The following is a 26,828-nucleotide window of genomic DNA, read 5'->3' as shown; positions in this document are numbered from 1 at the left end:
CACGAGCACACCTTCCGCCCCGCACCCGCGCCCCGCCGACTCCGTCCTCGCAGACCGTCCACACGCTTCGCAAAGGTTGCTTGGCCTGCGAAGCGTACGAACGACCTGCGAGGACGGGGTTGGCGGTAGGTGCTCGCGGGGGCGTCAGAGCGCGGCTAGTTCGCTTGTTCCACGGTCTGTGCGGCGGACCTGCCAGACCGCCGTGCGGGTGCGTTGCGATCGCCCGTTGCCCCGATCGATCAGCGAGCGGTTGTCGGTGGTGAAAACCAGTTGGGCGCCATGGGCATTGGTCTCCGGGTTCTGGAACAGCTGGATCAGCCGGTCGGCCTGTTCGGCGGGCAGTTGCGCGCCGATGTCGTCGACCGCGAGCACCCTGCCATTGTCGAGCGCGTCGAGCATGGTGGGCAGCAGGCGAAGCAGCGAGAGGGTCGCGGCGGATTCGTCGGTGATGTCGAACGGGGCGTCGATGCCCGCGTGCACGAGGCTCAGACCCACCCCGCGCCGGGCAACCATGCGGGTGTAGAGCGCGTCACGGGCGGCGCGCAGGTTGCTCAGCTCGCGTTCCAGCAGCAGCGGTGTGAGGCCGGTGTCCTGTAGTAGTCGGTCGGCGTGCGCTGACGAGGTGGCGCACAACTCGACCTGCTTGGCGGCGCCCTCGATGTCGGCGTCGAGTTCGCGCAGGTAGTCGGCGTAGAGCGGGTCGTTCTCGGCGATCAGCAGATCCGAGATGCCCAGTTCCGCGGCGCGCAGCAACAGCAGCAACCGGGCCGCGTTGTCCGGGGAGCGGGAGATGTGGCCGCCGAGCCGGTGCGCGATCTCGTTCGGCTCGGCAGCACCGCGCTGTACCTCCAGCATCGAGGAGAACCAGCGGTACGCGGGCACCAGCGCCTCGGCATACATCTGCCCGGCGAGGCTGAGCAGCAACGCATTCGGGCGCACCAGCGGCACCAGCGCGGCGATGCCGTAGCGTGCGGCCTCGAACATGGGCCCGATCTTGATCTGTTCGCCGTTGCGCTCGAACACGATTCGCTTGCGCGAGCGCGGATGGCTGTACAGCCATTCGGCCGTCACCTCGGCGTTGTCCAACCGGAAGCCGTAGGTGAACGGGCAGCCCTCCGCGACGAACCCCGCGACGAACTCCGACGGCCGATCCGGAAAACCCAAGTGCGGCGCGCGAACCGGACCCGCGTACGGATCCCACCCCGTGACCGAATGCAGCACCGCCTCGCGCATGTGCCCGAGCGCGTCGATCAGGCTCGTCTTCCCTGCCGCCGTTCCCCCGTGCACCGCGGTCACCGGCACCGCCACCGGCCCGCTCCCCTTGGTCAGCCGCAACTCCTGCCGTTCGGCCAGCGATCTGTGGTTCGTCACCTGAAAACTCCGCAGCATGCCGCCATACTTCCGTCCCGCCCGCCCCTGCGCGACACCAACCCGCACCGTGACCCGACGTGCCGTCCTCGGGGACGACAGCGCCAATACGCGCCAGCAGCCTGTGGATAACCCCACGAAAGGCATTGCCACCTGTGGAAATACCACTGATCGCGGATACCGCGACCGCGATGACAAGGTAGCCTGTCGCTATGACCGAGGCTTCGATCGCCGAGCGATGGACCCGCGACGAATTCCTGCGCGCGTGGGCCGCCGGCGCGTTCGATCGCCGAGTCGAACTCGTGGAGGGGGAGGTCTGGCCGGTGGTCATCGGGAACTGGCACGGTGAGACAGTGGGCCAGATAGTGCGCCTGCTGCCACGCGACGGTTTCAGGATCTCCACGGCCACGTTACCGACCGGTGAGTCCCTGCCCGATCCCGACTGTTGGGCGCGGCGAGCAGATGCCCAGCCGATCGCCGAGGTCGGCGCCAAGCTGTTCATATGGGATCCCGAGGACGTCGCCCTGATCGTCGAGGTCTCCGACGAGACGGTCATGCATGACCTGCGCATCAAGGCCAAGCTGTACGGGAGCGCCGGATATCCGGTCTATTGGGTGGTCACCGGGGACGCGATCTACGAGCACACCGATCCGACTCCGGGCGGTTACGAAACCAAACGAGAGTTTCGCCCGGGCGAGCTCATCCCAGTCCACTACGCCGATACGGCCTTGGCTGTGGACGATCTGCTGTACCCGGACTAGCCATCGGTGCCGGGACCGCACCAACGAACGCGCGGACAGCGGGGACGATCAGGGTTAGCATGCTGGCGCTAGGCCCTGTGGGGGCATGGCTTTTCGGAACGTCTCCCAGGGATGAGGTGCAGCGATGACACGGATGCTTCGTCGGCTCGCGATCCGCGGTGCGGTGATCGGGGCGATCGCCGCGGGAGCGGTGGTCGCGGTGCCGCAGACGGCGATCGCCGAGGCGCCGTGCCAGGACGGTACCGCGCGGGTGTTCTTGAACAACGCCACCAACCTGTGCCAGAGCGGCACCGCGACGTACAACGCGCGCCCCGCGATCTCGAAGGTGTGCTCGACGAGCGGCACCAAGGTCGTCGTAGACACCACCGGTCCGCGCCGCGTCAACCGGCGGCACGTCGAACTCGAGCCGGGCGGGCACTGCGCGCGCTTCGAGATCGAGGGCCAGGAGAGCGCGACCGTCACGGCCACCCCCGCCTGACCCGCGCTGCCGCTGGGCTAGGTTCGCGTTCGACGGTTTCGCATAGTCCGACTCCTCCCGCCCAGTGGGCGCAGTCGGACGGAGATCCCTCCGTGGGACCGCCCATGGCTGGCGTCGGAGGTACGCCAGATAGGCACAGCCCGGACGGAGATCCCTCCATAAGCCGCGCACGGGCGCCGGAGCGAAGGTACGCCTAGACGCAGCCGGACGGAGTCCCGCCGAAGACTGCGCACGGCCGACGCGAAGGTACATAAACGCCGCCGGACGAAGTCCCTCCGAAGACTGCGCCCGGCCGGAGTGAAGGCGGAGGTACGTCTAGTGGCGGCCGTCGTCGCGGAAAAGCAGTGCGCTGTCGCCGAATTCGTGCCATAGATATCCGGTGTCGAGCGCCTCGGCGTAGGCGCGGCGCACGGTGGTCTCCCCCGCGACCGCGACGAGCAGATCGAGGTGGGAGGCGCCGGGGGCGTGCCAGCCGGTGATCAGTCCGTCGACCACGCGCGCCGGACGGTTCGCGCCGAGGACCAGGTCGGTCCACCCGCCGGCGGGACGTACCCGGCCGTCCTCGTCTGCGGCGGATTCCAGCGCCCGAGTGACCGTGGTGCCGACCGCGACGACCCGCCCTCCCGCGTTTTTGGTGTCGATCACCAGCCGGGCCGTCGCGGCGGGCACCGCGAAACGCTCCGGGCTCGGCGGCTCCCCGGCTTCCGGTGACGAAACGCCGGTGTGCAGCGTGATCGGCGCGAGGGACACGCCCGAGGTCACCAGATCCAGCACCACGTCCTGCGTGAACGGTCGTGCGGCACTGGCCATTTCCGCGCTGCCCGGAATCCGTCCGAACACCGTCGTGTAGTACGACGGCGACCATCGCCGTGGCACGTAGGAGTAGGTGATGGGCCGTCCGTGCTCACTCATCAGAACGCGCGGATCCACGGTGACGTCGGCGATCCACAACCGGCGCGCGGCCGGCAGCCACGGCTCGCGCAGCGTCGCGCGCGCTCCGCCCGCCAGCTCGAACACGGTGCCGCCGCGCAGTTCGCGGTCGGGCAGCGGCGTGCGGTCGCGGGTGCGCGCCTCGACCACCCAACCGCCGTCGTCCAACCAGGTGGCGAAGTGCAGGGTGATCGGCAGGTCGGCGAGGGTGGCGTCGACGGCCGCGGAGGTCGTCGCCGAATTGTTCACCACCACGAGATCGCCCGGCCGTAGGTACCGTGGCAGCTCCCGAAACCGCGCGTGTGTCAACTGGTCTCCGGCAACCAACAGCCGGACTTCGTCTCGCGCCAACCCGCGCGCCTCCGGCGGCGAATCGGCGTTGTGTCGATCCGGAAGCTCGAAGGATCGCGCCCAGCCGGCGGATTCCGTTGCCGCCCTGACATTCCCGTGCTTCGACAACGAGCGATGCCGCGACCCGTCGAGGAACGGCACCGCGCTTCCCGAGGATCTGTCTTTCGCGGATCTGCGCGACGCCCCGCCACTCACGCCCGCACCTCGCTAGCGCTCGACGCCCCGGTACTCATCGCGCCACCGCGAAATCCGCCGCGGTGTAGCGGCCGCTCTTCGGACGTTCGTCGAGCATCCGCAGCAGCGCGGGCACCACGCTCTCCGGCTCCGGCCGATCGGAGATGTCCTCGCCGGGGAACGCGGCCTGGTGCATCTCGGTGCGCATATCGCCCGGATCGAAGGAGTAGACGGCCAGCTCCGGATGCTCGGCAGCGAGGATCGCGGTGAGCTGGTCCAGCGCCGCCTTGGCCGGACCGTATCCACCCCACCCCGGATACGGCTCCACGGCGGCGTCGGAACTGATGTCGACGATCACCCCGTCGGGGCCGAGCAGGGGCAGCGCCGCTTGCAGGACAGCCAGCGGCGCCACCACATTGGTGCGATACACGGCCTCGAGCTCGTCGAGCGGGAAGTCGGCCAGCCGGGGCATCGGGCTCGGCCCGAGCGTGCTGGCGTTGTTCACGACGAGGTCGAGAGGTCCTGCGCCCTCGGCGATTTCGGCCAGCCGCGCGCGGTGCGCCGGATCGGTGACATCGCCGGCGACGGCGACGAACGCGGCGCCCAGCTCGGCGCGGACTTCCTCGAGCCGGTCGGCGCGGCGGGCGGTACCGATCACCCGCCAGCCGCGCTCGACCAACGCGCGTGCCAGCGCGCGGCCGAGCCCGGCCGAAGCGCCGGTGATGAGGGCGGTGGGACGGTGGGTCATGACGGCCTCCTGCTAGTTGCCCAGTAGGCGCTGTCGGACTCGGTCCGTCCGCATACCGCGCACGGCCGCAGCGAATGCGGAGGTACGCCGCGCATGGCCGGAGCGAATGCGGAGGTACGCCTACCCACCGATCGTCATACCTGAAGCAAGGTTCAGGTCAAGTGCCGTTCACCCTCGCGAGAAAATCACCGCCGTCGGTTCTACTCCTCGGCATCGGACGCCGCCGGAGTCACCGCCTCCGGCCCACCCGCCAACAGCAATCGGAATCCGTCCTCGTCCAGAATCGGCACACCGAGCTCCTCGGCCTTGGCCGCCTTGGAACCGGGCGACTCTCCGATCACGACGAACGCCGTCTTCTTGGAGACCGAGCCCGCCGCCTTGCCGCCGCGCATCAGGATGGCCTCTTTGGCGCCGTCGCGCGAAAAGCCTTGCAGCGAACCGGTGACGACGATCGACAAGCCCTCGAGCGTGCGCTCGATCGACTCGTCGCGCTCGTCCTCCATCCGCACACCGGCCGCCCGCCATTTGTCGACGATCGCGCGGTGCCAGTCGACGGTGAACCACTCGGCCGCCGCGGCGGCGATGGTCGGGCCGACGCCGTCGGCGGCGCCGAGTTCCTCGGCGGTGGCCGACTCGATCCGCTCCATGCTGCCGAACTCGGCGGCCAGCGCCCTGGCCGCGGTCGGGCCGACGTGCCGGATCGACAGGCCGACCAGCACCCGCCACAGCGGACGGTCCTTGGCGGAGTCGAGGTTGTCGAGCAGCCGTTTGCCGTTCGCCGAGAGGGTGCCGTTCTTGTTGGCGAACAACGAGGTGGTGAGCAGGCGCGGCTCGTCGAGGTCGAACAGATCGCCCTCGTCGGCGATGGCGCCGGACTTGAGCAGGTCGATGGCGGCCTCGTAGCCGAGCGCCTCGATGTCGAAGGCGTTGCGGCTGGCGACGTGATACACCCGCTCCCGCAGCTGCGCGGGGCAGGAACGCTGGTTCGGGCAGCGGATGTCGGCGTCGCCCTCCTTCTCGGGCGCCAGCTCGGTGCCGCACTCCGGACAGTGCGTCGGCATGACGAACTCGCGTTCCTCGCCGGTGCGCGCGTCCACCACCGGGCCGAGTACCTCGGGAATCACGTCGCCCGCCTTGCGGATGGTGACGGTGTCGCCGATGAGCACGCCCTTGCGCTTGACCTCCGAGGCGTTGTGCAGCGTCGCCATCGCGACGGTCGAGCCCGCGACGGACACCGGCTCCATCACCGCGAACGGCGTGACGCGCCCGGTGCGGCCCACGTTGACCTGGATGTCGCGCAGCTTGGTCGTGGCCTCCTCGGGCGGGTACTTGTAGGCGATAGCCCAGCGCGGCGCGCGCGAGGTGGAACCGAGGCGACGCTGCAGCGACATCTCATCGATCTTGATGACCTGGCCGTCGATCTCGTGCTCGATGTCGTGGCGGTGCTCGCCCCAGTAGGCCACCCGCTCGATCACCGCGTCGATGCCCTGCACCCGCCTGGTGTGCTCGGAGACCGGCAGCCCCCAGGCCGCCAGTGCGAGGTAGGCGTCGTGTTGCGAGGTCGGCGTATAGCCCTCGATGCGGCCGAAGCCGTGACAGATCATCCGAAGCCGCCTGCGCGCGGTGACCGACGGGTCCTTCTGCCGCAGCGAACCGGCCGAGGTGTTGCGCGGGTTGGCGTAGGGCGGCTTGCCCTCGGCGACGATGGACGCGTTGAGGGTCTCGAAGTCCTCCAGCCGCATGTACACCTCGCCGCGCACCTCGAGCAGGTCGGGGATGGGGAACTCGTCGGTGGCGGTCAGCACGGCCGGAACGTCGTCGATGGTGCGCGCGTTGAGCGTGACGTCCTCACCGGTGCGACCGTCGCCGCGGGTCGCGGCGCGCACCAGCCTGCCCTTCTCGTAGACCAGGTTGAGCGCGACGCCGTCGATCTTCACCTCGCACAGGTAGTGCAGGTTCGGGCCGGTCTCGGCCTCCACCCGCGCGGCCCAGGCGCGCAACTCGTCGTAGCTGAACACGTTGTCCAGCGAGAGCATCCGCTCCAGGTGGTCGACCGCGGTGAAGTCGGTCGCGAAGCCGCCGCCGACCAGCTGGGTCGGGGAATCGGGCGTCCGCAGATCCGGGTGCTCCTCTTCCATGGCTTCGAGCCGCCGCAGCAGCACGTCGAACTCACCGTCGGAGATGATCGGCGCGTCGCGCACGTAGTAGCGGAACTGGTGTTCGCGAACCTCGTCCGCGAGCCGCTGCCACTCCACCCGCTGCTCTGCCGTCGCCGGAACCGCCACACTCTCGCTCTCACTCACGAAAGGCACGATAGTCGAGGACACCGACACATTCCCGCACGTCGACGCCCTGTCGCCGGGCCGGGACCGGTCAGGAGAAGGTCAGCGACTCCGGGTCCTCGGCGAAGGCGCGGGCCACCTCGTTCGCCAGCTTCAGTGCGCGCCGGGCCCAGGACAACGGAGCACCGCCGAGCCCGCACGCCGGTGCGACGAGCACGCGGTCGGCGAGCGCGGCGCGCGGGAAGCCGAGGCGGTCGACGAGCCGCACGCCCGGTTCCGCGATCTCGCGCCAGGTGACCGGCGGCTGCGGCGCGGTCGCCGACGCGGCGGTTCCGTTCGCCGGGTCGGTGGTCGGCACCAGCCCGAGCACCAAACGCTTCCCGGCGTCGAGCGTCTCGCCGATGCTGTCGAGATCGCGGGTGCGGATCGTCGCGACGTCGAAGCCGACCGCGGCGGCCGCGCTGCGGCGCAGAAAGGCGAGCGCGGGCGGCTCGGCGCAACTGTGCACCAGGACCGGCACGCCTTGCGCCTCGATGACGGCGTCGAGCACCGCGAGCGCTTCGGGAGCCGGTATCGAGCGCACGGTGTCCAGCACGCTGACCCCGCGCAGCGAACCGTTCAGCACATCGGTCAGCGACGGCTCGTCGAGTTGCAACACGACCCGCGCGCCGAGCCGTTTGCCCACCTCGGACACGTGCTGGGCCAAGCCCTCCGCCAGGGATTCCGAAAGATCGCGCAGCGCACCGGAATCGGTGAGCGCGCGGTGCCCGCCGGGCAGCTCGACCTCGGCGGCCAGCGTGAGCGGGCCGGCGGCCTGCACCTTGACGACCCGACCGGTGCCCGCCGAACCCGATGTCTCCCAAGCCTCTTCGAGCGCGTCCAAGTCGGCGCGCAGTAGATCGCGGGCGCGGCGGGAGACCGCGCCGGGACGCGCGGCGAGCCGGTAGCCGCGGGTGCTCGTGTCGAAGCGCATGTCCACCAGCAGGGCCGACATGCGGCCGATCATGTCGGCGCCGAGGCCGCGGCCCGGTAGCTCGGGCAGGTGGGCCAGCTCGGCAAGCTCGCCGAGCACGGTGTTCGCCGCTTCGCGCGGATCGGTGCCCGGCCAGGAGCCAACGGCCGTCGCGATACCACCGGGAAGCGGGTCGACCGCACCGCCATCGACGGAAGCCGCAGCGTCACTACCGGTTTCGCTCACCACGTCCTACCCATGTCGATGTGTGATGGATGCCGCCGCGCGCACCGGCGGCTCGACGACTGATGCCGAGATCCGTCCTGATCCCGCCCGGCCGCGGCATCGTGACATTACCCCGCACCGAAGCCGGGGCGATCACCGCGTATGCCTGCCAGGCCGCGGCCTGCGCCTCGGTGCGGCAGCGGCTACCCCGGCCAACCGGAACGGGCGGCCCGCTCCGCTACCGCGCCTCGACGTGCGCCGCGTCGGCCGAATGCGGCTCGCGCGACGTGTCGCTGATGGTGCCGCTGCCGATCACCTCGTCGCCCTGCGCGTCGGGCCGGTACAGCACGACGGCCTGTCCGCGGGCGACGCCGGTGAGCGGTTCACGCAACCGCACCTCGAGGCCGTCGCCCACCGCCTCGGCGACCGCGGGCGCGGTGCCGCCGTGCGCGCGCACCTGCGCGACGCACTCGATCGGCCCCTCTGGCATCGTGCCCGAGGTCCAGATCGCGCGCTCGGCGCGCACCGTCCAGACCCGCAGGTCCTCGGCCGAGCCGACGCGCACGGTGCCGGAGTCGGGATCGATGTCGGTGACGTAGCGCGGCTTGCCGTCGGCACCGGGGCCCGCGAGTCCGAGGCCCTTGCGCTGGCCGATGGTGAAGCCGTGCACGCCCTCGTGCTGCGCGAGCACCTGGCCGTCGGCGTCGACGACCGCACCCGGCCGGACGCCGATCTTCGCGCCGAGAAAGGCGCGGGTGTCGCCGGAGGGGATGAAGCAGATGTCGTGGCTGTCGGGCTTGTTGGCCACCGCGAGCCCGCGCTCGGCGGCCTCGGCCCTGATCTGCGGCTTCGGGGTGTCGCCCACCGGGAACATGGCGCGGGACAGCTGCTCGGCGGTGAGCACGGCGAGGACGTAGGACTGGTCCTTGTCCGCGTCCACCGCACGGCGCAGCACGCCGTCCTCGAGCCGGGCGTAGTGGCCGGTGACGACGGCGTCGAAGCCGAGCGCCACCGCGCGGTCGGCCAGCGCCGAGAACTTGATCTTCTCGTTGCAGCGCAGGCACGGGTTGGGCGTCTCGCCCGCCGCGTAGGCCGCGACGAAGTCGTCGATCACGTCTTCCTTGAAGCGGTCCGCGAAATCCCAGACGTAGAAGGGGATTCCGAGCACGTCGGCGGCGCGGCGGGCGTCACCCGCGTCTTCCTTCGAGCAGCAGCCGCGCGAACCCGTGCGCAGCGTGCCGGGGGTGGCCGAAAGCGCGAGGTGCACGCCGACCACTTCGTGCCCGGCGTCGACGGCGCGCGCCGCCGCTACGGCGGAGTCGACACCACCGCTCATCGCCGCGAGTACCCGCATCACACACCACCTTTCGCACCGGCAAGACCAGCAGCCCTGGCCCGCTCCACCACCTGGGGCAAGACATCGAGGAGGGCGTCCACGTCGGCGCGGGTCGACGTGTGCCCCAAGGAGAATCGCAGCGAACCGCGCGCCACCCATGGTTCGACGCCCATGGCGATCAGCACGTGGCTCGGCGTTGCCACGCCCGCGTTGCAGGCGGAGCCGGTCGAGCATTCGATCCCCGCCGCGTCCAGCAGCATCAGCAGCGAATCGCCTTCGCAGCCGGGGAAAGTGAAGTGCGCGTTGCCGGGCAAGCGCTGGGCGCCGACCGGGCCGTTCAGCACGGCCTCCGGCACCGCCGCCGTCACGCCCGCGATGAGCGCGTCCCGCAGCGCGACCAATTCGGCCGTGCGCGTGGGCAATTCGGCCACCGTCGCGTCGAGCGCGGTGGCAAGGCCGACCGCGGCCGCGGTGTCCGAGGTGCCGGAGCGCAGGTCGCGCTCGTGCCCGCCGCCGTGCAGCAGCGGCACGCACCCGACCTGCCTGCCGAGCAGCAGCACGCCGACACCGTGCGGTCCGCCGACCTTGTGACCGGCGAAACTCGCCGCGGACAGACCGCTCACGGCGAAATCGATCGGAAGCTGGGCCGCCGCCTGGATCGCGTCGCTGTGCATTGGCACGCCGAATTCCTGTGCCACCGCGGCTAATTCGGCGATCGGCTGGATCGCGCCGACCTCGTTGTTCGCCCACATGACGGTGACGAGGGCGACCTCGTCGGGGTGCTCGGCCAGCGCCGCCCGCAGCGAGCGCGGCGACACCACGCCGTCGGCGTCCACCGGCAGCCAGGTGGCCTGCGCGCCCTCGTGCTGCTCGAGCCATTCCACCGTGTCGATGACCGCGTGGTGCTCGATCGAACTGGCGATGATCCTGGTGCGGCGCGGCTCGGCGTCCCTGCGCGCCCAGTAGATGCCCTTGACAGCGAGATTGTCGCTCTCGGTTCCGCCGGAGGTGAAGATCACCTCGGACGGCCGGGCGCCCAGATTCGCGGCGATCGACTCCCGCGCCTCCTCCAGCAACCGGCGCGCGGCCCGCCCCGAGCCGTGCACCGACGAGGCGTTCCCCGGCCGCGCCATGGCAGCCGTCATCGCCTCGATCGCCGCGGGCAGCATCGGTGTGGTCGCCGCGTGATCGAGGTAGACCGTCTGGGGCGCAGCACCGGTGACCGGACCCGAAAAAGCCGACTTCATGACCGACAAAGCCTATACCACCGCTGACCTGGGCATTTTTCGGGTCCACCCCTGCTTTCTACGATTTTTCTACGATTTACCCAGGATCCTCAACACCTACATCGCTAATCGGTATTCCCGGATCGACGGTGCAGGGACCGTCGATCCGCTCGAGACGACCGGCCGCAGCGGGGACTGATAGGGGACACTCACGATGCCCCCTAGCGGCGACAAACACCGCCACCCGGAGAACTTCTAGGCGCAACCCCACTCGGAACCATTGCCGCACTCGCGCAGGCGTAGGAGCGGTGGTGGGTGCGCAGGTGGCAGGGAATGGCGCTGACGATCACCTGGCTGGGGCCGAGCGGGTGACCGGCGGGGCAGGCCGTCCGGCGCGGGATGACCCCAGCCGCGGCGGGTGCGATAAAGCCGGTCCGGGTCAGCGACGCGGCCGTCGAACGTTCACACCGGCTGACGAGTATCGCTCATACGTTCGATTGAACTCGCGAGCGTGCTACAGGTGGGTGATCGGGTCCGAATCGGCACGACCGGCAAGTTGGTGTTCGCGGTCGTCGAGATGCCAGACCCTGAGCACGCCGTGACCGCTGATGGTCTGCACCCGAACCGACTCGGCCCCACTCGGTCTGCCCGGCCGCCGCCACGGCGGTGCGGCGCTTGGCGGTTTCGCGTTCGAAGTCCACCCCAACCTCCAACGTTGCCCGATAACCGGAAATCGAACGGTTCGCGCCGGACGGCGTCCGGCCAGCTCGCTGGAAAATCGATTCCAGGCGATGTTGCCCGATAACCGTAGTTATCAGGCAACTAGGTGTCGGCCATAGTCGGGCGCATCACCGAAGGTGTTCGGCTTCGGCGACGGTGGCTGACCGCTACGGAGACCTGTTCTCGGCGAGAAGGGACACTCCGACGCCGATTATCGCGATCCCTCCGCCGATTACCGCGACCCCTGGTAAGTGGATCCCGGCGAGGATCATTGCGCCGCCGACACTGACCGACGCGATCCCGCCGCCGATCACCGTGACCCCGGGCAGGGTGGTCCCGCCGAGGATCACCGCGACCCCGACGCCGGCCATCGCGGTGCCGAGGCCGATCATGGCCATCCCGGCACAGATCACCGTGACCCCGCGCAGGGTGGTCCCGCTGAGGATCACCGCGACCCCGACGCCGATCATTGCGATCCCGCCGCCGATCAGCGCGACTCCGTACATGGTGTTCCGGTCGAGGATCACCGCGGCGCCAAGACCGATCACCGCGATCCCGAGGCCGATCGCCGCGACCCCGTACAGAGTGGTTCCGCCGAGGAGTATCTCGGTGCCGCGGCCAGCCAGCGCGAGACCGCCGCCGATCGGCCCGAGTCCGTACAGGATCTTCCGGTCGAGGATCACCGCGGCACCAAGACCGATCACCGCGACGCCGACACCGATCGCCGCAATCCCGTACAGGCTGCTTCCATCTCCGATCACCGCGACCCCGAAGCCAATTGACGCCACCCCGACGCCGATTTCTGCAATTCCCATGTATTGCTGTGCGACACGAGGTCTGTGTTCGGATTCGATGAGTCGCAGGGTGATGACCGCCGCCGCGACCCACAAGATCGCGGGAACCGCGATCTGCAGCGGTGTGGGGATATCCGGGATGGCCGTCGAGATGGTGAGGCTGGTGGTGTAGGCGACGGCGATGACCGGCATTGCGATGCGTTGGATCAACCGAAGGTAGGTGTCGCGGGCGGCCGACCACGCCATCCATGCGACAGTGGCCACCGACACAGCGATCCTGCCGGGCAACCCCAGTTGCTGGCCGAAGGTCAACAGCAGCAGAACCGACAGCAGGAACGGCGCCAGATACTTGACGAGTTCCGCGCGGGCCTGTGCGGAGGGCTGGTTGACGATGACATGGGCGTCGCGTCCGGCGACAACGGTGGTGTTCTCATTCCCGTCGACGGTGACCGTCTGATCGACCACTTCGGGATGTTCATCGTCGGGTTGCCGCGCGCGGGCGCGGTCTTGGCTCACGGCGAGGGGGTGGCGGTGGCGTCGCGTCCGGCTTGCATCGTGGTGTTGTTCTTGCCCTTGACGTTCGCGGTCTGGGTGATGGCGGCGACGGTGCTCTGGTCCCCGGCGCTCAGCAGCGGTGTCAGGTCGTTGCGCAGCAGTCGTTCCAGTTCTGCACGCAGGGAGGGGTTTTCGGTGACCAATCGGTGTAGGCGCAGCCGCCACACCCCGGCCAACGCATCCTCGGTCGCGGTATCACCGCAGCCGCGGGCAGCTACGGCATCCGCGCGCAGCTGTTCGAGTTCGACGCTGACCTGCTCGGCGTGGTCCGGGCGGACCCGCCGCCACCAGCCCACCACAACGTCCTTGGCCCTGGCCCAGGCGTCGGTGGCCATCACGCTCACCAACGCGGTTCCGGCGGCCATCACGATCGGGTCCATTACCCACCTCGAATACCCCGTGGCGGCCAACTCGCCGCCGAGTCAGGCCATCGTAGAACCACCCCCCGGATCAGCACCGCAAATCACGATCCCTCCTCGAGCTCAGCCAACCCGCCATTGCCTGCCTACCGCCGGGCCAGACCACGCCACCGGCCGCGACACCGGAGGGCCCCACCCTGGCTGTCGAGGAATCGATCGTTTTCCGACACGGCATCGGTTCACCGTCGCCCGTGAACCGAGTGCAGCATCACGTCATTCGGTGATAATCGATCCGGGCTCGGGTCCATCTGAGGAGTCACCAAGTTTTCCCAGCTGAAACGTATGCTGTGTGCTTGGCTTTTCGTGCTCGGCGCGACTACTGCTCTCACCATCGCCGGGACCGTTCCCGCCCCGGCTGTACCACCCAGCTCAGTGGAGCTGCAGACCGAATGGGATGTGTATCAGCGCCCGGCGGGTACGACCGATGACCCGCTCGGATTCCACGTCAAGGTCACCCATCGCGAGACCAACGCGGCTAACACGATTCTGACCTTCCACGGCGACGTCAACACCCTGACCAATTCCGGAAGTTTCAAGAACGGTCAGATCCAGGGGCGGTTGATCAGATTCACTATCAAGTGGTCTGATGGGAAAACCGGTGTCTACCAGGGATCCTGGTTCGATGATGGCCGCCTGCGCGGTAGCACCCGCGAGGAGGGTACGGGCCTGACCGCTGAATGGTGGAGCCGATATAACAACTGGAGACTGACGGCAGCGGGATAGACATAGTTATCGGGCAACGCGCCGTGGCCCCTGGTGACAGGGCCTGGAGTTCAGTCGTGTGCGCTGCGGTGTCCCTTTCGGCGGCGCCGGTACGCGCGTTGCCGACAGGCACTACTGCAGTAGACGCGGGGGCGACCAGCGTCCCGCGTCCGCGAGGATTGGTATTCGGACATCTGACAAGGGCACTCGGCGCACTTTCCCCACAGGAATGGCTCCTGCCAGCCGTGTGAGGCGCACCAGAGCAGGCCCTTCTTGTCCTTCGTGCGCTGGACGATCTTGGCCATCGTACGAGCGAGATCTTCAGAGTCGGGCCTGTCCACCGAGTCGAGCCACAGCTCGTCGGCGACGACCCGGAGATAGCCGGCGGCGCCAATGCTTCCGTCGGGGTTGAGAGCTATCCGCTCCAGATCCGTGCACATCCGTTCAACTTGCTCGGAGGCCGTCGCGGGCGAACCGTACCGGCGGGTGGCGACTGCGTAGAGGTCGGCGATGTCGACGTTGGCGGTGGCGTCCTTCTCGACAGCGCGCCGACGGATGGGACGGCGGGGCGTCATGCTGCCTCGCCAGGCTGGTCGGTCTCTTCGGCAGGACCCATCTGCTCAGTATCGAGCTTCTCCTCGCGCTCGGCGACGTTGGCGTGAAAGCCGAAAGCCCGAGCGAACGCCCCGAACACCACCGGGATGTCACACCTCTCGGCTCGAACCAGAGCAACGATGGTCACGGTGACCACCGCGAGGACCAAGATCAGCAGCGGCCATAAGCCCGCCGCAAGGACGGATGCGACGACAGCGGGAACGGGGGAATGCACAGGCGCCTCCGGGCACAAAAAAGCCCCCAGCAACTGCTGAGGGCTTGAACAGTATGGACGTAGAAACAGCGAAAGCCTCAGTCGCAGTGCGTCTGAGGCTTTGGGCACACCCGTGCCCGTGTACGGCGATAGTAGCGTTCTACACGCCCGGGAGTCCAGTCGCCCCACCCTAAATAAGCGCAGGCCATCGCCACAATCCGCGATATGTGTCCGCCGTCACACATTTCGTAACGCATCCGTGCGGGACATCCGAAAGGAAGAGTTTGCTCTACACCGGTCACCCGCCCCACCCCAAGCGATCTGGGGTCAACGGTCTCGTTCGATGCCGCGTCGCCGGTCGTGACCGATCCGGGCAAAGGCGTTGACCGGTGTTTGGCGTTCGGGCGGGGGACTCGGGTTTGCCTCGTCGCTCGGCGCCTGCGCGGCTTCGGTTCTCGGTCGAACTATCGTCGGTGCCGAACGTCGATTCGCCGCTGGCCGCGGGCCGGGCTCTACTCAAGGAGTCCGCGATGCCGTGGTACCGATGCCGAAGCTACGTGCTTCCTTCTGCGCGTCGCGGTCGACTATCTTCATGTGAAATGCTGCTGGCTCCGGGCCGGGCGTCGTCATCGACACCGGAGGCCGCGCGATGAGCACCTCGTCCATCGAATCTTCAGAACAGTTTCCTGAGCCGCCGCGCTCGCGCTGGCAACACATCCGTGAGGGCATTTACGCCGCGGCCGCGATCGCCGCTGTGGTTGATCTCGTCGCGAAAGGGGTCCCGTGGCTAATGCAGTTCGTCTCCTGACTGAGCGGCCGACGCCTCCAGGTCGGGTGCCACCTAGGTGTTCTTGGCGAGGTCTACCTCGCGCGGAAGCCTTGGAAGCTGCCGACGATGAACGCGCTGTGGGCCCGGCGGCCCGTCGACGAACGTTTCGCTCTGAGGACTCGGCCCAGGCCGATCCCCTACACCCGCTACGCGGTTGGACGACCCGACATCTGGCCACCCACGCGACTACTGCACAGTCGGGCTACCTCTCCAAGTACACATTCCTGCGAAGACTTGCCGAGCATCAGACGCTGACCTGAGCACCGAGACCCGATCACATCCCCAACATGCCGTCGGCAAGCGGGACGCTTAGAAGGCCGCTGCAGCGGCCCGCACTCAGCTGCGCTCGATAGCAGTCGCTGCGGGCACTGCCGAACTCACCGATTGTGGTACCTGGGTCGACGACGACCCGGCACGGTGATCAACCGCAGTTCACGCGCCCAGCAACCACCGGTTGAAAGCTGCACCGGAGCGTAGTCTGGCCATCGACTCGCACAGGGCGAGTTTGTGCTGTGCCACTGCGGCCGATTACCCAAAGCACATCGCCGGTCCGGCCCTCCTACCTGGGGCCGGACCGGGGTGCGGCGTTGTTCGCGAACTAAAACCTTCCCTGGCCCTCACGGGTGCGGCCGTCGCAGGTTCTCCTTGACCGACAGCAGCCCGAGAACCGCGAGTTCCTGGTGGTACAACTTCCAACGCTCCGCCAATGCCCGGTCGGTGAACAGAGCCAGTCCCCGAGCCGTGCTGGTAGTCAGATCGACGGCATCGAAGCCGCCGTATTCCTGGACGAACTGCGTCGCGATTTCGTGAAAGCCTGGCCCACGGAAGTAGGAGACGTGCACGTCACCGGAGGCCAGCGGCTGACCGCTCTCGTCGGACTCCAGAGTGTGGGAGGCCCTCCGGGACACGTAGTAGTTGTTGATCTGTGGCTCGATTTCGGTGCGCATGGCCGCCAGTACCCGCTGCTGATGTGTGGGCGCGTCGAGGCACTTCTGGTAGGAGAAAGGCACCTTCCGTCCATCGACCAGAACCGCCTGGGGGCCTTTATGGTTGCCGCGTGGGGTGGCAATGATGCGGAAGTGGTCCACCCCTGGGCCGACCTTCTCGCCCGCGTCGGGGTGCATGTCCAGCAGATCCCGAAGGAACATGTCGTCGTCTGCTTGGTCCACCACCTGCCCGCGCTGGTAGCGGCCCAGAACCGCCTGTACAGCCTCCTGGGAGGCTTTCTTTGTCGCGAAGCGACGCGGGCCGATCCACACTTCAGGCAATCTTCGACTCCTCCGATTTGCAGGTGACAGTGGCGCTTCTCTCTCAGCGTCTCTTCTCGATGCTCGCGAGTGCCGGATGCCGCACCATGACCTCGCCCCTTATGAAGACGCCGCAGTCACAGCCGACTCCGGCACGCGCTGACGTGGAGCCCACCGGTCTGTAGCTGCGGCAACCGGGTCCATGCGCAGAGTATGGAGGAGACTCGGCTATCTGGGCATGGGGCTGGCCGCCGGACGGCGATACCGATACACCAGCGTCTGGTCTGCTGGCGCGTCTGGATCCGCGATGAATCCGGCAGCCATCGCTACGATCTGACTGCCCATGTTCTTTCGCGCAATGCCTGCGGAGAACGTCTCAACACTGGCGAGGCCGGGATACGCCAGCACTGCCGGTATCAGGGCGGTGCCGATACGTTGCTTCTGACGGTCAGGGCGCACCGCGTACAGCAAGACGGCATGGAAGGGCGCGGTGTCCTCGGTGGTGCCGGTTTCATGATCGGACCGCTCCACTCCGTACACCGCTGCGGACACATAGGCCACCGGCGCATTCCCGGAGTGCGGATTATCGCGAACCACCAGTCGTTCCACGCGCGCCAGGTACAACCTTCGGAGATCGTCGGGGTGCCTGGTCATCCTGGCGAGGTCCGTCCTGGTCGTGTAACTGCCCAGCCATTGGAGAATCCCTGGGTGCTGGAGCCATCGGTCGACGGCGTCAAGTTCCTCGGCGGCGGCCGGAGCCAGGGTGACGGTGTGCACATCTCAGATTGTCGGGGTTCGGAGTCGAACTCCGACAACAGCCCCCTCCGCTCAATAGCAAACGCACCACAACTTGCCTAGTACGGCGGTGCGTCCGCCGCCCGGCCGTTGCCGCCTGAGAAGCGAAGACGAGCGGCCGGATCACCGAATGGACGAGACGTGCCGGTTCCGGCAACTCACCCGCCCGGCGCAACTGAGCAATGCGCACGGCGTTGAAGGCACCAGGCGCACCAGCTGCATCAATCAAGGGCAAATTCGGCGTCGATCACGAGTTGCCCAGAGAGAAATCCCAGGTCGCCTGCGTTACCATCTTCGATGTGCCCCGCCGAGGGGACAAACCTGCGACCACGATCTCCGCGCTTATCAGGGGGGACAGACGATGTCAGTCCATCTCGAGGGTGACAGCCAGACTGTTCGAGGTCACAGCCAGGCTCCTACCCGCGGTCTCAGGAGCCAGCCAGTGCGACAGCGCGGCGCCGATGAAGGCGATGACTGCCGCCACTAGCAAGGTGGCGGACATGCCGAGGTGCGCAATGGACCACGGGAGCAAGAAGGTGCCCATTCCCGCACCGATTCGGCTGAACGCGGCAGCGAAGCCGGTCCCGATGCCGCGAACCTCGGTCGGGAATACCTCACCCGGATATACCTGGGTCAGCGAGGTGAAGCTGGCGCTGACGAACGAGTAGATCAGGAACATCGTCAGTACGGCCCACGCCGGCATGCCGCTCCACAACGCGATGACCGCCAGCAAGGCGGTGCACAGCCACTGTGTCGGTACCGTCAGCACCCTGCGGCCGACCTTGTCCAGCAGCAGCGCCGTGACGAGGCCGCCGAGGCAGGCCAATGCGGAAAGCCCGACGCCACTGGCCAGGCCGGAACCCATGCCGTACTGATCGAGCACGGCGTCGGCGAACGTGGCGATGGCGTAGAAGGGAGTCACGGCACAGAACCAGAATCCCGCGGTGAACACCGTCGCTCGCCAGTTGTGCTTGTTGAACAGCATGGCGAATGTGCCGTTCTCGACAGGCTTTCCGGCACCTCCTTCACTTTCGCGGGCCAGTGACGCCGCCTCCTCCAGATCCATGTATTCGTTCGCGATGGCGAAAGCTTCCTCGTGCCGTCCCTGCTGAATCAGCCAGCGCGGCGACTCGGGCAAACCGAACCGGGCCAGAAACACCAGGACCGCGATCACCGTGCTGCTGCCGATGATGATGCGCCAGTCGACCGCGGCATCCATCAGGACGTGGGCCACGATGAACGCGACCATGAAACCGACCCACCAGCCGACCAAAGTCAGCCCGAGTAGCCTCCCGCGGAGGCGGGCGGGTGCAAATTCGGTCATCAGCGGGAAGCCGATCGAGTACTCGCCGCCGATCGCGATACCCATCAGCAGCCGGATGATGAACAATTGAACAGCGCCGACGGTAGCAGTGAAGGGTCCGACGGCGACAAAGAATTGCAGGGACGAGGCAACCACGAACAGTCCCATGTCAGCGAGGAACATCGGCTTGCGGCCGTACCTGTCGGTCAACCATCCGCCGAGCGGCGCACCGATAAAGATGCCGAACAGGGTGCCGGCCGCGATCAACCCTATCCACAGGTCATTGACGTTCAGGTAATCCTGAATCGGCGAGGTGGCGGGTCCGATGATGCCGAGGATGTAGCCGTCGAGGAATGCGCCGCCGATCAGCACCGAAGTTAGCCGGATAAGGAAATTGCGACGGAACTTCGTTGTACCAGTAGAAGATATGGGGGTATTCCCCGTCGAGCTCTCGACCGATGACATCATCACTCCCTATATGCGCTGAAACGATATAAACCCAACAACTGTCAATGCGATTACGACTGCCTCGATGGGGCCTTCTCCGATGAAATCTCCGAATCGAATCGCACAATGCGGGCGAGTGCGAGGTAAAGGACGATCGCTACCACGAGTCCGACAACACAGCTTATGTCAACACCGAGGAAGGCACCGACCGGCCCCTGATAGACATTCATCCTCATGAACGGCACCTGGGCGAGAATGCTCAACACGAATACGGCGATTGTCGGAGTATTGAACCGGCCATAGATTCCGTCGGGATCGAACACGTCGCTGATCCGGTAGTTCCCCTTCCGCACGACGTAGAAGTCCATCAGGTTGATCGCCGTCCATGGCACCAGGACATACACCTGTGCGATCAAGATGTCGCCGAAGAAGGAGTAGAAATCATCCTGAGCTGAGATCGCGACAGAGGTGCCCACCGCGGCGATCACCGACATGATCGCGAGCTTGGTTCCGGGCTTGATCGATGTCGATCCGCGCATGCTGCTGAAAATCGCCACTGTGGACATGTATCCGCTGTAGAGGCACAGCACGTTGAAGACCAGTACGCCGAGGAGGATGACGATCAGCGCGACGGAACCGAACGGCCCGAACAGGTCTGCCAGGCTGATCGCGGGGCTCGCCTGGACATCGATCGCCGCGGTGGTCACCACAGCGCCGACTACCATCACGATGGACGCGCCGAGTACCTGGCCCGCGTAGCTGTAGCCGAAGGTCGCTCGTGAGGAAACGCTCGAAGGCAGGTACCGCGAGTAGTCCGCTACGAACGGGCCGAATCCAAGGGACCACGACATCGCCTGTGTGAACACCAGAACGAAGATCGAGAGCGAGAAGGAGGTGGCCGGAACGGCTTCGATGACCGCGGTTCCCTCGCTTCCGCCGTAGACCACCACGACCAGTACCGCCGCGAAGAACACGGCGGAGGCCCATGTCATGAGGGTGCCGAGGCGATGGATCAGTTCGTAGCCGAAGTAGGCGATGACGAGAGTCACAGCGCCGAACAGGATCAGCGCGGTGTCGTCCGCGACAGGAAACACCCGCTTCACCGCGTCGCGCATCATGACAGCGTTCGCCGCGAAGAACAACACGTACGCCACAACCACGGCGATCAAGGGAATACCGGCGCCGAACACACCGAACTGCGCCCTGCTCTGGATCATCTGCGGAATGCCGAGGTGCGGCCCCTGCGCCGAGTGTCCGGCCATGAAGATCCCGCCGACCAGGTTGCCCAGGATCAACGCCAGGATGACCCAGCCCAGCCCGAGTCCGGCGACGACGCCCAACGCACCGACGACCATCGCCGTCACCTGCATGTTAGAACTGAACCAGATACTGAACAATCGGCGCGGATGCCCGTAGCGTTCGGATTCCGGTATGAATTCTATGCCGTGACTCTCGACCTTCATCGCGAACTCCCTCATCGATCTCTTTTATTTCTTTGCCGGCGTCTCCGGCATTCATCGCGGATCCCAGTCGCCACCGCGCCGCGCCATCGAGCAGCGTTCACGGCGAGCGCACTCGATCACATGATTTCCTCTGTCCGCGAAAACTGGATGCCGTTCCTCAGCGGTGCACGTCATTCCGATGGCGATGCCGACGTGCGGACCGAAGACCGGACGCACGTGCCGATGGACATCGCGATAAATGCCGGGCGACCGTGACCGGGTTTCGTCGTCACCGTGCGGCCGTGATTACCGGCCGTCGGACCATCTCGGCGAGGACAGCTCCGATCAGAATGCGTTGACGTACGACAGAATCCCGTTCGCACCACCTCGATGTGACGCACACCATGTTGCGCTATTTGTCATGTGCTCATCCAGACAAAACTGCTACATATTCGCGGGCCAGCCGGTGCATCGTGCACCGTGACCGAGCAGGTACCGGCAGGCTAGCCTCAATCCCTTACGCGCATCACGCCCGATGCCTGCCGAGAGTCGGCGCCGCGGCCGGACCGCTGGCGCGTGATCGGTGAGTCCTGCTGTCGAATTCGACGACCGCGTGCAGCATCTCGCTCTGACGGCCGCCAGGTAGAGCGGCGTCGCGTGGTGCAGCGCCCCCGCATACCAACAACGAATCGAGGAAGCAGTGGGAAACGCGACTGAGTACATCGACTTCCGGATCCGGCCCGCCGGCGACTGGAAGAGCGTCGACCTCGACGGCACCGACAGCGAGGGATACACCCGCATCTACGGCGACGAGTTCACCGCTGGCCGTTCCCTGACGCACCTGGTCGCCGAGATGGAATCGCTGAACGTCTTCGGCGTCATGCAGGCCGAGTGGGAAGACGGTGACCCCGTCGAAATCAATCAGCAGGTACACGACGCCGTGACCGCCCACCCCAACCGGTTCCTCGGCGGCATCGCCACCACCGATCCGCGCCGACCCGATGCGCTCGAAGTGCTGAAGGCCGCCCACGACGACCTGGGCCTGAAAGGCTGGAACTTCCAGCCCGGCTTCCTCAAGGTCGCCGCCGACGACCCGAGTGCCGCACCGATTCTGGCCTACTGCCAGGACAACGGCCATCCGGTGACAGTCCACACCGGCATCAACTTCAGTGAGACCGGGCCGATTTCGTTCGGCAACCCCGCCGCGATCGACAACATCGCCTGCGCCTATCCCGAACTCACCATCGTGTGCAGCCATGGCGGATGGCCGTGGGTGACCGAAACCCTCGCCGTGTTGTGGAAGCACCGCAACGTGTACGCCGACTTCGGCGCGATCGCTCCCAAGCGGATGGTCGGGAGCAAGGGCGGCTGGGAGCCGGTGGCGCACTGGATGAACACCATGGTCGCCGACCAGGTGCTCATGGCGACCGACTGGCCGATGATGCGCCACGACCGGCTGATCCCGGAGCTCGACTACCTCGAGCTGAGCCCGGAATCCTACCGCAAATACACCTGGGGCAACGCGGCGAGCCTGATCGACAAGGTGTGGGGAACCGACCTCGTCGAACGCCGAAGCGCCGCTGCCCGTACCGAATCCGTCTGAGAGAGCGAACGGGTGGACCAGCTCGAGATCGAGATGTTGGAGTTCGCCGCCGAGTGGGCTCCCTATGGTGGCAACGACGCCGAGGCCTTCGTGCGCTTCGGCCTGACCTCCACACAGTTCCACGCTCGCCTGCGGCTTTTGCTCCGTCGACGTGCCGCATCCTCCGCATTGGCCAATACCACCCGCCTCGCCCTGTTCGAGCAGTGCCGAGACCGGCTTCGACGACGAAGTACACAGTGCACCACGCGATTCCATAACCTGCGGCGTGCAGGCGTGGACGGACATCCGCGGCGGACCCTACCTTGAGATACAGTCCGAAACTGGTCGCGACCCACTTTCAGGACAATACGTTGGGGTCTTGCCCGAGATCACCGCGACGCCTTCGCATGTCACATCCTCAGCTTTCGCGAGCAAGGTCCGCTGAATGGCCACCGGGTTCTCCACGTTCGACCCGGTCTCGCTGAAGATCGTGCGCGACTCGTATTTCGTAGACGAGGCCGCGATCGAACAGAGGATCAGCGCGCTGCCCGCACACCCCTGATCGAACAGCCCGCTGCCCCGGTCCGATGCGCCGGACCGGGGCAGCGGGACTTCCCTCCGACAGTGCTCAGCCGAGGCTGAACGGCTGACCCCACAGCGTCACCCAGCTGGTTACCCGATCGGTCACGATCTCGACACTGACGAACGCCCGCGCCTGCGCGTAGCCACCACAGCCCGACAGCCCGATCGTCTGGTCGGACCAGGTCACCGACCCACTGCCACCGGAGAACACGTTGTAGGCCTTGTGCGACTCGTTGCCGAAGTCGTCGGCCTTCTCCCGGTCGAGGATGTAGAACGACTGCGTCTGGCCTGGACCGAGCGACAGCTCGCCGCTCGTACTGGCACCGGCACTGCCGTTGCCCTCCCAGTCAGAGGCCCCTTCCACTCCCCCGCCGACACCGCCACCGGCGATGTTCACCTGACAACCGACCACGTACCCCGGCGAGATGATGCCACCGACCTCGGCGCCGGTACCGGCGAGTTCGACTTGGGCCGAACCCGAGACCCAGGCGTTTCGATGCACGGGGGTCGAGCCGAGCGAGGGACTGATATTCGCCGATTCGCCGGTGAGCCGGACGGTCACAACGGTGCCGTCGGACAGGGTTTCCACGAGCTCACCCCCGGGCAGTGGAACGAAGGTGTCGGCGGTCGACGTGGATGTGGTGGCCAGGCCGAGCGCGAGGGACGCGACGGCGCCGAAGCCGAGTCGCGCGAGATACTTACGGTTGAACATCGAATTCACCTTGGTGGGATTGAGTTTCGCGATGCGAAGTGGCGGATGCTGGTTCGAGCGAGAGCGATCGCCGGTCAGCCGATGCTGAAGGGCGCACCGTAGAGCGTGGTCTTGGAGTAGTGGTCCCCGATAATCTCGACCACGGTGTAGGCACGGGCCTGGGCATAGCCCGCGCAGCCCTGAATCTCGATCTCGGCGTCGCGGTATTCCACCGAGTACACCCCCGGCTCGAGGATGTCCTTGTAGTCGATCTGCACGAACTTCACCTCGCCGGGACCGAGGTTGACCCCGATCGATCCGCCGGCACTCACCCCTCCGGTCGAGATACCGCCGGAGATCCCGGCGCCGATCGCGTCATCAGCGATGCTCACCTGACAGCCGACGATGTAACCGGTATTCAGCTGCGAAGCACCGTGTGTGGAGGAATTGTTGCTCCCGGGCACACCGGCGGGGCCGTTGGTCGGGCCGACCTCACCTTCGGGGGTGACCGCGACATCCGCACTCGCCCGACCGGATACCCACACCACCCGACCTGCCCCATTGGACGCCATCGACGGCGAGACGACGGCGCGTTCACCGGTACGTGACACCGTGACACCGCTCCCCGACTTGGCGCCGTCGGGGAGCGGGACGACCACATCGGCACCCGCTGATACCGAGGTCGCAATACAGAATGACATCGCGACGATGCCGGAAACACCCAGCATTCCGGCCGCGCGAGCCGTTGCCCAACGAGAACTCATGTTGATCAGAATCTCCTCTTGATTTCAGAACGCCGACATCCATTTATCAGAATTCCGGAGTGTGGTCCGTTCGAAGGATTTCCGGTGGCGTCGCAGATGGGGCCGACGGTGGGAATTATCGATCTCGATTGGTAGATCGTCCCGACGTGGCCCACATCACTTTAGCGATCCGAGAAGACTTCCACAACAATTGTTTTGATCAATTTTTCCTGGTCAGGCAATGTATTCAGACATCACAACTACCGGGCGACCCACCAGTCGCTCGTTCATCTTTTCCAAACCATTGCCGAAATAGAGATCCCTTATTTGATACGTAGTCGACTAAATTTGCAGCGCGGCATGGCGTCCCTCATAGATGCTCTGCTCGATTCCCCGCGGTGCGTAGGCGTCGCCGACGAGGTCTAGTACGAAACCGCTGTCCCGCAGTTGGTGGTACAGGGAATCTTCCGCGACCGGCGGTCCGACCCAGACCAGTGCGTCGAGATCGCCGATATCCGATTCCCGTTTGGCGAAGCCGACCTTGACCTTCAGCGCCGTGGGAGCGACACCGGTCACCTGCGTGATCGGATGGAATTCCACACCCGCTTCGGCGAGCAGTTCGTATTCGATACGCCAGTTGGTCATCTCGAGCGCACTGCCTGGGTACGGCGTGGGCGAGACGTACACGACCTCGGCACCCTTCTGCGCCAGGGCGTGGGACAGGCTGATGCCCTGCCAATCACCGAAACTGTCGTAGACCGCGATGCGACCGGCGAACGACCGGGTCGACAGGATGTGTGCCGGATCGATGGTCGGCAGGGGGCCGTCGGCGAACGGGTTCGCCGGTAGGTGTGAGCCGGTCGCGATGGCGACGAGGTCCGGCGCGAAGGCCTGAATGTTGGCCACCGATGCCGTTGTGTCGGTATGGAACTCGACGTCGGCATCGAGGCACTCTTGATGCAGCCAGTCGGTGATCGAGGACAGCTCCGAGCGGGTAGGCGCCTTCGACGCGGCGAAGGCCTGGCCCCCGATCTTCGATTGCTCGAACACCGTGACCTGGTTCCCGCGACGGGCCGCGACACGGGCGTACTCCAGACCCGCGGGTCCGGCGCCGACTACGAGAATCCTTCGTGGTTCGGTGGATACACCGACGTCCTCGGAGAGATCGCCTTCGTGGCCGACCGCTGGGTTGTGGATGCACCGGATGCCGCGGCCTTGATCCAGCCGGTGCAGACAGTTCATCGCACCGACGCACGGCCGGATGTGGTCCACCCGCCCGGTCCGCGATTTCTCCGGTAGATAGGGATCGGCGATCAGCGCACGGACCATCGCCACGGCGTCACAGCTGCCCGCCTCGAGCATCTCCTCCGCGGTACGTGGATGGTTGACCCGCCCGACCAGAAAGGTGGGTACCTCCAGAACGCTCTTGATGGTGCGTCCGTAGCGCTGCCACAGCCCCGGTGGGAAAGTCATGTTCGGGATGTTGCGAGCGGTATTGAGCGCGTCGGAGTAGCGGCCCATCGTAAGCGAGACGTAATCGAGCAGGTCCCACGAACCGACGGTGCCGATGATCTCGGCGGAATCCATCACGCCGGGATCGTCCGCGTCCAGGCCGGTGGCGGTCATCCTCGCGCCGACGGCTACATCGGGGCCTACCGCCGCGCGGACCGCGCGCAGAATCAGTTCGGCGAAGCGGAGTCTGTTGTCGAGCGACCCACCCCAGTCGTCGGTCCGGTGATTGGTCCTCGTCGAGATGAACTGCTCGATGAGGTTGCCGTGTCCGAGGTGGACTTCGACCGACGAGACGCCTCCGGCGGCGCATCGCCCGGCCGCGGCGGCGAAAGCGTCCACAATGGACAGGATTTCGCTTTCGGTCAGTGCGTGCGGCACCCGCCAGCCCGCGTGGAAATAGTCCGCAGCCACCGCTGACGGACCGACGAAGACGTCCGTTCCCTGTCCTTCGTAGCTGCCCTGGCTGCCCGGATGATAGAGCTCCACGCCGTAATGGGCACCGAATTCGCCGACCGCTTTCGTGACATCGACGTATTGCCCGACGATGTCGTCGGAGACGTTGTGCATGTCCAGGTAGCCCGGCACAACCGAGGTCGCTTGCGACATGATCAGCGCCGAGCCGCCACGTGCTCGTTCCCGGTGATACTCGACAAGCTGCGGCGAGTAGCCCTTGTCGCGAGCGAAGCCGGTCTGATGCGGCGCGTTGACGATTCGGTTCCGCAAGGTCATGGGTCCGACCTGCAGCGGCGAGAACAACAGTGGGAAATCATCGGTCGGGTTCGTCATCAGGAATTCCTCGTTATCAGGGACAGAGCGGCCGGTATCG

General features: G+C 66.5%; 24 protein-coding genes. 6 read left to right on the top strand and 18 right to left on the bottom strand.

The features are described from left to right. Positions 1–144: 144 nt before the first annotated feature. A complete protein-coding gene (locus CRP45_RS25475) occupies positions 145–1,389 on the bottom strand; it encodes an AAA family ATPase (protein ID WP_097247340.1) in 1,245 nt (414 codons plus the stop codon). A gap of 191 nt (positions 1,390–1,580) precedes the next feature. Here CRP45_RS25475 and CRP45_RS25470 point away from each other — a divergent pair, with 191 nt between their 5' ends. Next, complete coding sequence (locus tag CRP45_RS25470) at positions 1,581–2,129, top strand: Uma2 family endonuclease (RefSeq protein ID WP_097247339.1); 549 nt, start codon at positions 1,581–1,583, stop codon at positions 2,127–2,129. 124 nt (positions 2,130–2,253) lie between these two features. Then, complete coding sequence (locus CRP45_RS25465) at positions 2,254–2,607, top strand: hypothetical protein (RefSeq protein ID WP_097247338.1); 354 nt, start codon at positions 2,254–2,256, stop codon at positions 2,605–2,607. A 315-nt stretch (positions 2,608–2,922) separates the two neighbouring features. Here CRP45_RS25465 and CRP45_RS25460 read toward each other — a convergent pair whose 3' ends face one another. The 6 genes from CRP45_RS25460 to CRP45_RS25435 form a co-directional block, all read right to left on the bottom strand. Beyond that, complete coding sequence (locus CRP45_RS25460; RefSeq protein WP_097247610.1) at positions 2,923–3,996, bottom strand: S-adenosylmethionine:tRNA ribosyltransferase-isomerase; 1,074 nt, start codon at positions 3,994–3,996, stop codon at positions 2,923–2,925. Between the two features lie 121 nt (positions 3,997–4,117). Further along, entirely contained in the window at positions 4,118–4,810 is a 693-nt protein-coding gene (locus CRP45_RS25455; RefSeq protein ID WP_097247337.1) for an SDR family NAD(P)-dependent oxidoreductase, read from the bottom strand. A gap of 200 nt (positions 4,811–5,010) precedes the next feature. Then, complete coding sequence (gene ligA, locus CRP45_RS25450) at positions 5,011–7,113, bottom strand: NAD-dependent DNA ligase LigA (protein ID WP_097247609.1); 2,103 nt, start codon at positions 7,111–7,113, stop codon at positions 5,011–5,013. 70 nt (positions 7,114–7,183) lie between these two features. Beyond that, positions 7,184–8,221 carry a methionine synthase gene (locus CRP45_RS25445; protein ID WP_245910484.1) on the bottom strand — a complete coding sequence of 346 codons (1,038 nt, stop codon included), beginning with the start codon at positions 8,219–8,221 and terminating at the stop codon, positions 7,184–7,186. Positions 8,222–8,507: 286 nt separating this feature from the next. Next, positions 8,508–9,623, bottom strand: a complete 1,116-nt coding sequence (mnmA, locus tag CRP45_RS25440; protein ID WP_097247336.1) for a tRNA 2-thiouridine(34) synthase MnmA — start codon at positions 9,621–9,623, stop codon at positions 8,508–8,510. Then, a complete protein-coding gene (locus tag CRP45_RS25435) occupies positions 9,623–10,852 on the bottom strand; it encodes a cysteine desulfurase family protein (RefSeq protein WP_097247335.1) in 1,230 nt (409 codons plus the stop codon). Before CRP45_RS25435 ends, mnmA begins: the two co-directional genes overlap by 1 nt. On the opposite strand from CRP45_RS25435, the gene CRP45_RS25430 reads away from it, so the two are divergent. Next, a complete protein-coding gene (locus CRP45_RS25430; RefSeq protein ID WP_097247334.1) occupies positions 10,851–11,030 on the top strand; it encodes a hypothetical protein in 180 nt (59 codons plus the stop codon). The two genes, CRP45_RS25435 and CRP45_RS25430, sit on opposite strands and share 2 nt — an antisense overlap. Positions 11,031–11,718: 688 nt before the next feature. On the opposite strand, the gene CRP45_RS25425 is transcribed toward CRP45_RS25430, so the two are convergent. Both CRP45_RS25425 and CRP45_RS25420 read right to left on the bottom strand, forming a co-directional pair. After that, positions 11,719–12,861 (bottom strand): hypothetical protein, encoded by a 1,143-nt coding sequence (locus CRP45_RS25425; RefSeq protein WP_097247333.1) that lies wholly within the window; start codon positions 12,859–12,861, stop codon positions 11,719–11,721. Continuing rightward, positions 12,858–13,280, bottom strand: coding sequence for a hypothetical protein (locus CRP45_RS25420; RefSeq protein WP_097247332.1), 423 nt, complete (start codon positions 13,278–13,280; stop codon positions 12,858–12,860). The genes CRP45_RS25425 and CRP45_RS25420 overlap by 4 nt, the downstream gene beginning before the upstream one ends. Positions 13,281–13,691: 411 nt before the next feature. Between CRP45_RS25420 and CRP45_RS25415 the strand changes: the two genes are divergently transcribed. Continuing rightward, positions 13,692–14,042 (top strand): hypothetical protein, encoded by a 351-nt coding sequence (locus tag CRP45_RS25415; protein WP_097247331.1) that lies wholly within the window; start codon positions 13,692–13,694, stop codon positions 14,040–14,042. A 50-nt stretch (positions 14,043–14,092) separates the two neighbouring features. On the opposite strand, the gene CRP45_RS25410 is transcribed toward CRP45_RS25415, so the two are convergent. Together CRP45_RS25410 and CRP45_RS33505 are read right to left on the bottom strand one after the other, a co-directional pair. Beyond that, the gene (locus CRP45_RS25410; protein ID WP_097247330.1) at positions 14,093–14,596 is read right to left on the bottom strand and encodes a hypothetical protein; all 504 of its coding nucleotides are present in this window, start codon (positions 14,594–14,596) and stop codon (positions 14,093–14,095) included. Continuing rightward, positions 14,593–14,772, bottom strand: coding sequence for a hypothetical protein (locus CRP45_RS33505; protein WP_143861541.1), 180 nt, complete (start codon positions 14,770–14,772; stop codon positions 14,593–14,595). Before CRP45_RS33505 ends, CRP45_RS25410 begins: the two co-directional genes overlap by 4 nt. A 706-nt stretch (positions 14,773–15,478) precedes the next feature. Here CRP45_RS33505 and CRP45_RS34020 point away from each other — a divergent pair. Continuing rightward, positions 15,479–15,637, top strand: a complete 159-nt coding sequence (locus CRP45_RS34020; RefSeq protein ID WP_179831012.1) for a hypothetical protein — start codon at positions 15,479–15,481, stop codon at positions 15,635–15,637. 638 nt (positions 15,638–16,275) lie between these two features. Here CRP45_RS34020 and CRP45_RS25400 read toward each other — a convergent pair. The 4 genes from CRP45_RS25400 to CRP45_RS25385 form a co-directional block, all read right to left on the bottom strand. Beyond that, on the bottom strand, positions 16,276–16,917 hold the full coding sequence (locus CRP45_RS25400; RefSeq protein ID WP_245910482.1) for a DCL family protein: 642 nt from the start codon (positions 16,915–16,917) through the stop codon (positions 16,276–16,278). Positions 16,918–17,133: 216 nt separating this feature from the next. Continuing rightward, positions 17,134–17,682, bottom strand: a complete 549-nt coding sequence (locus CRP45_RS25395) for a GNAT family N-acetyltransferase (RefSeq protein ID WP_097247327.1) — start codon at positions 17,680–17,682, stop codon at positions 17,134–17,136. 382 nt (positions 17,683–18,064) lie between these two features. Next, positions 18,065–19,468 (bottom strand): MFS transporter, encoded by a 1,404-nt coding sequence (locus CRP45_RS25390; protein ID WP_097247607.1) that lies wholly within the window; start codon positions 19,466–19,468, stop codon positions 18,065–18,067. Positions 19,469–19,521: 53 nt separating this feature from the next. Beyond that, positions 19,522–20,913 (bottom strand): purine-cytosine permease family protein, encoded by a 1,392-nt coding sequence (locus tag CRP45_RS25385; RefSeq protein WP_097247326.1) that lies wholly within the window; start codon positions 20,911–20,913, stop codon positions 19,522–19,524. A gap of 679 nt (positions 20,914–21,592) precedes the next feature. On the opposite strand from CRP45_RS25385, the gene CRP45_RS25380 reads away from it, so the two are divergent. Next, entirely contained in the window at positions 21,593–22,495 is a 903-nt protein-coding gene (locus CRP45_RS25380; protein WP_097247325.1) for an amidohydrolase family protein, read from the top strand. Positions 22,496–23,102: 607 nt separating this feature from the next. Here the strand turns inward: CRP45_RS25380 and CRP45_RS25375 are convergent. The 3 genes from CRP45_RS25375 to CRP45_RS25365 form a co-directional block, all read right to left on the bottom strand. Further along, the gene (locus tag CRP45_RS25375) at positions 23,103–23,768 is read right to left on the bottom strand and encodes an MspA family porin (protein ID WP_097247606.1); all 666 of its coding nucleotides are present in this window, start codon (positions 23,766–23,768) and stop codon (positions 23,103–23,105) included. Between the two features lie 74 nt (positions 23,769–23,842). Beyond that, entirely contained in the window at positions 23,843–24,475 is a 633-nt protein-coding gene (locus CRP45_RS25370) for an MspA family porin (protein WP_245910426.1), read from the bottom strand. Positions 24,476–24,832: 357 nt separating this feature from the next. Beyond that, entirely contained in the window at positions 24,833–26,788 is a 1,956-nt protein-coding gene (locus CRP45_RS25365) for an oxidoreductase (RefSeq protein WP_097247323.1), read from the bottom strand. Positions 26,789–26,828: the final 40 nt, after the last annotated feature.

Origin of the sequence: Nocardia amikacinitolerans (genome assembly GCF_900215415.1) — a bacterium.
Taxonomy (GTDB): domain Bacteria; phylum Actinomycetota; class Actinomycetes; order Mycobacteriales; family Mycobacteriaceae; genus Nocardia; species Nocardia amikacinitolerans.
The sequence above is the reverse complement of the archived record's forward strand: the minus strand, read 5'-3'. Positions and strand labels throughout refer to the sequence as shown.